Consider the following 6,847-nt stretch of genomic DNA (forward strand, 5'->3'; position numbering starts at 1 on the left):
GCGCAACACCACTCCTCCACAGTGGATGCATGAGTCCAGACATGTCTGATGTGACGCGAGTGAAGCACGGCCGTCCCGTCCACCACTGGCGCCGGGATCTGGTGGAACTGGCGGCCCTGTTCACGGCGGTGGCCGTGGCCGACGCGGTGGCGAACATGATCGGGCACGGTCCCGACGGGCCCGCCCTCCTCGGGGTCTCGGCGGTGGCACTGCTCGCCACCGCCGGATTCCACGTGTGGTGGGCACGCCGCCACGAGCACGCTCCACCCACGGCGGATACCGGCGCCCGGCCGTCCGCCCCCGCCGAGGGCGGGGCGGCGACGGCCGGGCGCCAGGACACCGACACGCTCGACCCGGCCGGGACCACGCTGTGGCGGATGCGGACCACGGTGCGCGACGAGCCGGGTTCGCTCGCCGCGCTGTGCACGGTGCTGGCCCATCAGCGGGTGGACATCCTCAGCCTCCAGACGCACCCACTGGCCGACGGCACGGTCGACGAGTTCCTGCTGCGCGCGCCGCTGGAGAAGGCCGCCGCCGACCTGACCCGGGTCGTCTCCCGGGCCGGCGGCATCGACACCTGGATCGAGCGCGCCGACGCCCACGACCTGGTGGACGCCCCCACCCGGATCCTGGGCCTGGCCACCCGCACGGCACAGGACGCCGCGGAACTCCCGCTGGCGCTGCGCCAGTTGCTCGGCCGGTGCACCATCAGGTCGCTGCCCGCGAAGGCCGCGGGCAGCGAGCCCGTGGAGGGCGGCTTCGACGCCACGGAGCTGCGGCTGCGCACCCCCGAGGGCGGGCTGATCACGGTCGAGCGGCCGTATCTGCCGTTCACCCCGACCGAGTTCGCGCGCGCCCGCGCCCTGGTGGAGCTGGACAGCCGGCTCGGTCCGCGGATCCCGCGCGGCCGGGACGTGCTCACCCTGCCCGAGGGCAACGAGATCACGGTGCGCCGCGCCGACCTCTCCGACGTGCCGGCCGCCAAGGAGATGCACGAGCGGTGCTCGGCGCGGACGCTGAGCATGCGCTACCACGGTCCGGTCGGTGACGCCGACCGCTATCTGGGCCACCTGCTCAGCCCGCGCTTCGGCCGCACGCTCACCGCGCAGACGGCCTCGGGCCGGATCGTCGCCCTCGGCCATCTGCTGTGGGACGGCGACGAGACGGAGCTCGCCCTGCTCGTCGAGGACACCTGGCAGCGCCGCGGTGTCGGCGCCGAACTGCTCGGCCGGCTGGTCGCGATGGCCGTCGAGGCGGGCTGCGAGAGCGTGTACGCGGTGACGCAGGCGTCCAACACCGGCATGGTCGCGGCGATGCGCGGCCTCGGCCTGCCGCTCGACTACCAGATCGAGGAGGGCACCCTCGTGGTCACGGCCCGCCTGGACGCGACGCCGGTGGCGTCCCGGCTGCCGTACGAGACGGACGCCCAGGCGTAGACCACGCCTCCTACGCCTTGACGGGGTCGGCGCCGGGTCGTTTCACGACGCGGTCGCCGGCCCCGACCGACTTCCACAGCCGATGCCCGAGCCGTCGGTCATCCCGCGGGACTTGTCCACGACGACGCCGTCCCAGGACTCGTCCCGTCCCGCTCTGCGTGATCCGAACATGCCGCACGTGTACGAGGCACCGCTTCGCCGAGCGCGCGGTCTAGATCGGCCCACAGGTCGTCGACGTCCTCCAGACCGACCGACAGGCGCAGCAGCCGGTCACCGACCCCCGCGGCCCGGCGGTCGTCGGCGGCGACCACGCGGTGGCTGATGGACGCCGGGTGCTGGATGAGCGAGTCGACGCTGCCGAGGCTGACGGCGGGGGTGATCAGGCCGACCCCGGCGATCACGGCGTGCGGGTCGCCGGCCACCTCGAAGGCGATCATCGCGCCGCCGGTCCGCGGATAGTGGACACGCGTGACGCGCGGGTCACCGGTCAGTCGCCGTACCAGCTCCGCCGCGGTCGCCGACGCGGCGCGCACCCGCACGGGAAGGGTCGAAAGGCCGCGCAGCAAAAGGTAGCCCGCGAGCGGGTGCAGCACACCGCCCGTCGCGAACCGCATCCTGCGCAACTGCCCCGCGAACGCCTCGTCGCAGGCCACCACTCCGCCCAGGACGTCGCCGTGCCCGCCCAGGAACTTCGTCGCGCTGTGCAGCACGAGGCGGGCCCCGCTCTGCGCCGGCCGCTGCAGCACGGGTGTCGCGAAGGTGTTGTCGACGAGCAGCGGCACGGTGCCGCAGCCGTGGGCGACGGCCCGCAGGTCGACCTCCGCGAGCGTGGGATTGGCGGGCGACTCGACCAGCACCAGACCGGTGTCCGGGCGGATCGCGTCGGCGATTCCGGCCGGATCGACCCAGGTCACGTCGGTGCCGAGAACGCCCGTGGCGAGGAGGTGGTCGCTGCACCCGTACAACGGGCGGACCGCGACGATGTGGCCCAGACCCGCTGACCGGCGCACCAGCAGGACGGCGGTCAGGGCGGCCATGCCGCTGGCGAAGGCGACCGCGGACTCGGTGCCCTCCAGGCGGGCGAGCGCCGTCTCGAACCGGGCGACCGTCGGATTGCCGACACGGCCGTAGACCGGCGGCCCGTCGTCGAGGGCACCGTCGGCGGCGAACGCGTCGATCCGGGCGGCCTCGGTCCGGCTGTCGGCGGACGGGTAGGTCGTCGACAGGTCGATGGGCGGGGCGTGCAGGCCGAGCGCGGCGAGGTCGTCGCGGCCCGCGTGCACGGCTTCGGTGGCGAGGGCCCGGGTGCGGGGGCGCGCCATGTCCTGGTGGTGGTCCCTGGTGTGGTCCATGCCGCACAGCCTGGGCAGATGCCCGGCCGAACGGTTCAACTGCCGTGCTACGTTCGGCGGATGATCGATTCTGTCGTACTGGATCCGGTCGATCTGGAGATCCTGCGGGTGTTGCAGAACGACGCCCGTACGACGTACCGGGATCTAGCCGCGCGGGTCGGTGTCGCGCCCTCGACCTGTCTGGACCGGGTGAACAGGCTGCGTCGCGGCGGGGTGATCCTCGGGCATGCGCTGCGGGTCGATCCGGCGCGGCTCGGCCGTGGTCTCCAGGCGCTGCTGTCGGTGCAGGTGCGCCCGCACCGCCGGGAACTGGTGGGCCCGTTCGTGGAGCGGATCCGGGCCCTGCCCGAGGCGCGCACGGTCTTCCATGTGACCGGTCCGGACGACTATCTGGTGCAGGTCGCCGTGCAGGACATGGCCGATCTGCAGCGGCTCGTCCTCGACGAGTTCACGGCGCGGCGCGAGGTGGCGCGGGTGGAGACCCGGCTGATCTTCCAGCAGTGGGAGTGCGGACCGCTGCTGCCGCCGACCGAGTATCAGGGTGACGGGAGCCCCTGACCCGTACGAGGATGTCCGCATGTCAGACACTGCGCACACCCCTCGCCAGGTCGCGGACGCCTACGTCGACGACCTGATCGTCCTCGACCCGGTCACCGGCACCTACCTCGGCGTCCCCACGGCCCACAGCAAGCTGCCCGACCTCTCGCCCGCGGGCCTCGACGCGGTCGCCGCGCTGGCGCGACGGACGCTGGAGCGGCTCGACGCGGCGGAGCGGCAGCCCGCCGCCGACAGCGACGTCGAGCGGCGCTGTGCCCGGCTGCTGCGCGAGCGGCTGACCGCCGAACTCGCCGTGCACGAAGCCGACGAGCACCTGCGCGCCGTCGCCAACCTGGGCTCTCCCGTGCACCACGTCCGGGAGGTCTTCACGATCACCCCCACCGACACGGACGAGGACTGGGCGGCGATCGCCGAGCGGCTGCGCGCCGTCCCGGCGGCGCTCGCCGGATACCGCGAGACGCTGACCCTCGGTCTGGAGCGCAAGCTGCACGGCGGGCCGCGCCCGACCGAGACGTTCATCGGGCAGCTCGGCGAGTGGGAGGGATGGTTCGAGGAGTTCGTGTCCGCCGGTCCCGAGACGCTGCGCGACGAGCTCACGGCCGCCGCCGGCGTGGCCGACGCCGCGATCCTGGAGCTGCGCGACTGGATGCGGGACGTGTACGCGCCCGCCGTCGAGGGCTCCCCGAACGTGGTGGGCCGCGAGCGCTACGCCCGCTGGTCGCGCTACTACAACGGCACGGACCTCGATCTGGACGAGGCGTACGCGTACGGCTGGAGCGAGTTCCACCGGCTGCTCGCCGAGATGCGGCTGGAGGCGGAGAAGATCCTGCCCGGCGCCGCGACGCCGTGGGTGGCGCTCGCGCACCTCGACGAGCACGGGCGGCACATCGAGGGCGTCGAGGAGGTCCGGCAGTGGCTCCAGGACCTCATGGACGAGGCGATCGACACCCTCGACGGCACCCACTTCGAACTCGCCGAGCGGGTACGGAAGGTGGAGTCGTGCATCGCGCCGTCCGGCAGCGCCGCGGCCCCGTACTACACGGAGCCGTCGGTCGACTTCTCCCGGCCCGGCCGCACCTGGCTGCCCACGATGGGCCAGACCCGCTTCCCCGTCTACGACCTGGTGTCGACCTGGTACCACGAGGGTGTCCCCGGCCACCACCTGCAGCTCGCGCAGTGGGCGCACGTCGCCGGTGACCTCTCGCGCTACCAGGCGACGGTCGGCATGGTGTCCGCGAACGCGGAGGGCTGGGCGCTGTACGCGGAGCGGCTGATGGACGAGCTGGGCCATCTCACCGACGCCGAGACGCGGATCGGCTACCTGGACGCGCAGATGATGCGGGCGTGCCGGGTCATCGTCGACATCGGCATGCACCTGGAGCTGGCGATCCCGGCGGACTCGCCGTTCCACCCCGGTGAGCGGTGGACGCCCGAGCTGGCCCAGGAGTTCTTCGGCGCGCACAGCAGCCGCCCGGCCGACTTCGTGGAGAGCGAGCTGACCCGCTATCTGTCGATCCCCGGCCAGGCGATCGGCTACAAGCTGGGCGAGCGCGCCTGGCTGCTGGGCCGGGCCAACGCGCGGGCGGCGCACGGTGACGCGTTCGACGCGAAGGCGTGGCACATGGCGGCGCTGTCGCAGGGGTCGCTGGGGCTCGACGACCTGGTGGACGAACTCTCCAAGCTGTAGGCGGGGCGCGGCCGTTCAGCAGCCGCAGTCGTCGCCGTCGGCCGGTGCCGTGAGGGGGTCCGCGCTCTGCCGCGCGGGCCCCTCCCACGTCTCGTACGCGAAGCCCTCGCGCACCCAGTACTCGAATCCGCCGAGCATCTCCTTGACCTGGAAGCCGAGTTCGGCGAGGGCGAGGGCGGCGCGGGTCGCGCCGTTGCAGCCGGGGCCCCAGCAGTAGGTGACGACGGGGACGGACCGGTCGAGGAGCTGTTCGGCCTGCTCGGGGATGAGCGCGGTCGGCAGGTGGACCGCGCCGGGGACGTGGCCCTGGTCCCAGGATGCGGTGGACCGGGAGTCGAGCACGACGAATCCCGGCTCGCCGCCGTCGGCGAGCGCGGCGGCGACGTCGGACACGTCGGCGTGGAAGGCGAGGCTCGCGCCGAAGTAGGCCGCCGCGGCGGCGGGCGATGCGGGGGCGACGCGCAGGACCGGGCTGGTCGTGGTGGCGGGCCTGGGGGCGGTCTCGGGCAGGGTCATGTCGGGTCCTCTCCGGGGGCGGGGTCGGGTGCCGGTGCGGTCCCGCTCCTCCTGACCAGAAATCTACGGTCGGCGACCGTCATCCTGAAGGGCCGATCCCCGGCATCCGGCTTGCCTTGCCGGGGATTCCCCGGTTAGCTCCGGAGCATGACCGACGATTCCCCTGCCGATGCGCGTCCGCACGTGCCCGATGCCACGGACTGGCACATCCTGCGGGTTCTCCAGAGCGAGGGCCGCGCCAGCTATGCCGAGCTGGCGCGGGCCGTGTCCATGTCCCCGAGCGCCGTGACCGAGCGGGTGCGGCGACTGGAGGAGTCGGGAGTGATCGCGGGGTACTCGGCCGTGGTCGTGCCGGAGCGGCTCGGGCTGCCGATCCTGGCGTTCGTCCGGCTCAGGTATCCCAACGGCAACTACAAGCCGTTCCACGATCTCGTCGAGGTGACCCCGGAGATCCTGGAGGCGCATCACGTGACGGGCGACGACTGCTTCGTCATCAAGGTCGCGGCGCGGTCGATGCGGCACCTGGAGGAGGTCTCCGGGAAGATCGGCACGCTGGGGTCGGTGACGACGAGTGTCGTGTACTCGTCGCCGCTGCCGCGGCGGGCGCTCGGGCGCTGAGCCCGTCGTCGTGGCTGGTCGCGCGGTTCCCCGCGCCCCTACGGGGCGCCCTGCTGCCGGACCTCCGATCCGTCCCGGCCCTTCACGATCTCCAGCTGGGCGTGGACGCGGCGCCGCAGGTCGCCGACGTGGCTGACGATGCCGACGCTGCGGTCGCGTTCGCGCAGTGCGTCGAGGACGTCGAGCACGTCGTCGAGGGTCTGGTCGTCGAGGCTGCCGAAGCCCTCGTCGATGAAGAGGGTGTCGAGCCGGACGCCGCCGGCCTCGTCCGTGACGACGTCGGCGAGGCCGAGGGCCAGGGCGAGCGACGCGAAGAACGTCTCCCCGCCGGAGAGCGTCGCCGTGTCCCGCTCGCGCCCCGTCCACGCGTCGACGACGTGCAGGCCGAGCCCCGATCTGCCGCGCCCGGCGAGGGAGTCGGAGTGCACGAGCGTGTAGCGCCCCGACGACATGCGGCTCAGGCGCGCGGTCGCGGCGGCCGCCACCTGTTCGAGCCGCGCGGCGAGGACGTACGACTCAAGGCGCATCTTGCGTTCGTTGTCCGCCGCGGTGCCGGCCGCGAGGGCGGCGAGCCGGGCCACGCGGCTGTACGTGGTGCGCAACGGACCGAGGCGGCGGGCCTCGGCGGCGGCCCGGCGGGACAGCCGGTCGAGATCGGCGCAGCGGCGCTGCGCCGCGTC

The 6,847-nt window shown here is 73.3% G+C and carries 8 protein-coding genes; 4 read left to right on the plus strand and 4 right to left on the minus strand.

The annotated features are described in order from the left end of the window. Positions 1-41: 41 nt before the first annotated feature. A complete protein-coding gene (locus tag ABT127_RS13280) occupies positions 42-1,436 on the plus strand; it encodes a GNAT family N-acetyltransferase (protein WP_351448187.1) in 1,395 nt (464 codons plus the stop codon). A gap of 10 nt (positions 1,437-1,446) precedes the next feature. On the opposite strand, the gene ABT127_RS39320 is transcribed toward ABT127_RS13280, so the two are convergent. Both ABT127_RS39320 and ABT127_RS13285 read right to left on the minus strand, forming a co-directional pair. Next, positions 1,447-1,614, minus strand: a complete 168-nt coding sequence (locus tag ABT127_RS39320) for a DUF7489 domain-containing protein (RefSeq protein WP_502971690.1) — start codon at positions 1,612-1,614, stop codon at positions 1,447-1,449. Next, on the minus strand, positions 1,535-2,788 hold the full coding sequence (locus ABT127_RS13285; protein WP_351448190.1) for a trans-sulfuration enzyme family protein: 1,254 nt from the start codon (positions 2,786-2,788) through the stop codon (positions 1,535-1,537). The genes ABT127_RS39320 and ABT127_RS13285 overlap by 80 nt, the downstream gene beginning before the upstream one ends. A 60-nt stretch (positions 2,789-2,848) precedes the next feature. Here ABT127_RS13285 and ABT127_RS13290 point away from each other — a divergent pair, with 60 nt between their 5' ends. Continuing rightward, positions 2,849-3,346, plus strand: coding sequence for an Lrp/AsnC family transcriptional regulator (locus ABT127_RS13290; RefSeq protein ID WP_351448193.1), 498 nt, complete (start codon positions 2,849-2,851; stop codon positions 3,344-3,346). A 19-nt stretch (positions 3,347-3,365) separates the two neighbouring features. Next, positions 3,366-5,033, plus strand: a complete 1,668-nt coding sequence (locus ABT127_RS13295) for a DUF885 domain-containing protein (RefSeq protein WP_351448196.1) — start codon at positions 3,366-3,368, stop codon at positions 5,031-5,033. A gap of 15 nt (positions 5,034-5,048) precedes the next feature. Here ABT127_RS13295 and ABT127_RS13300 read toward each other — a convergent pair whose 3' ends face one another. After that, a complete protein-coding gene (locus ABT127_RS13300; protein WP_351448198.1) occupies positions 5,049-5,549 on the minus strand; it encodes a rhodanese-like domain-containing protein in 501 nt (166 codons plus the stop codon). Between the two features lie 147 nt (positions 5,550-5,696). Here ABT127_RS13300 and ABT127_RS13305 point away from each other — a divergent pair, with 147 nt between their 5' ends. Then, positions 5,697-6,167, plus strand: a complete 471-nt coding sequence (locus tag ABT127_RS13305; RefSeq protein ID WP_351448201.1) for an Lrp/AsnC family transcriptional regulator — start codon at positions 5,697-5,699, stop codon at positions 6,165-6,167. 38 nt (positions 6,168-6,205) lie between these two features. Here the strand turns inward: ABT127_RS13305 and ABT127_RS13310 are convergent. Further along, the coding region (locus ABT127_RS13310) for an SbcC/MukB-like Walker B domain-containing protein (RefSeq protein ID WP_351448204.1) at positions 6,206-6,847 on the minus strand (642 nt) is incomplete at its 5' end.

Origin of the sequence: Streptomyces sp. NPDC001904 (assembly GCF_040297005.1) — a bacterium.
Classification (GTDB): domain Bacteria; phylum Actinomycetota; class Actinomycetes; order Streptomycetales; family Streptomycetaceae; genus Streptomyces.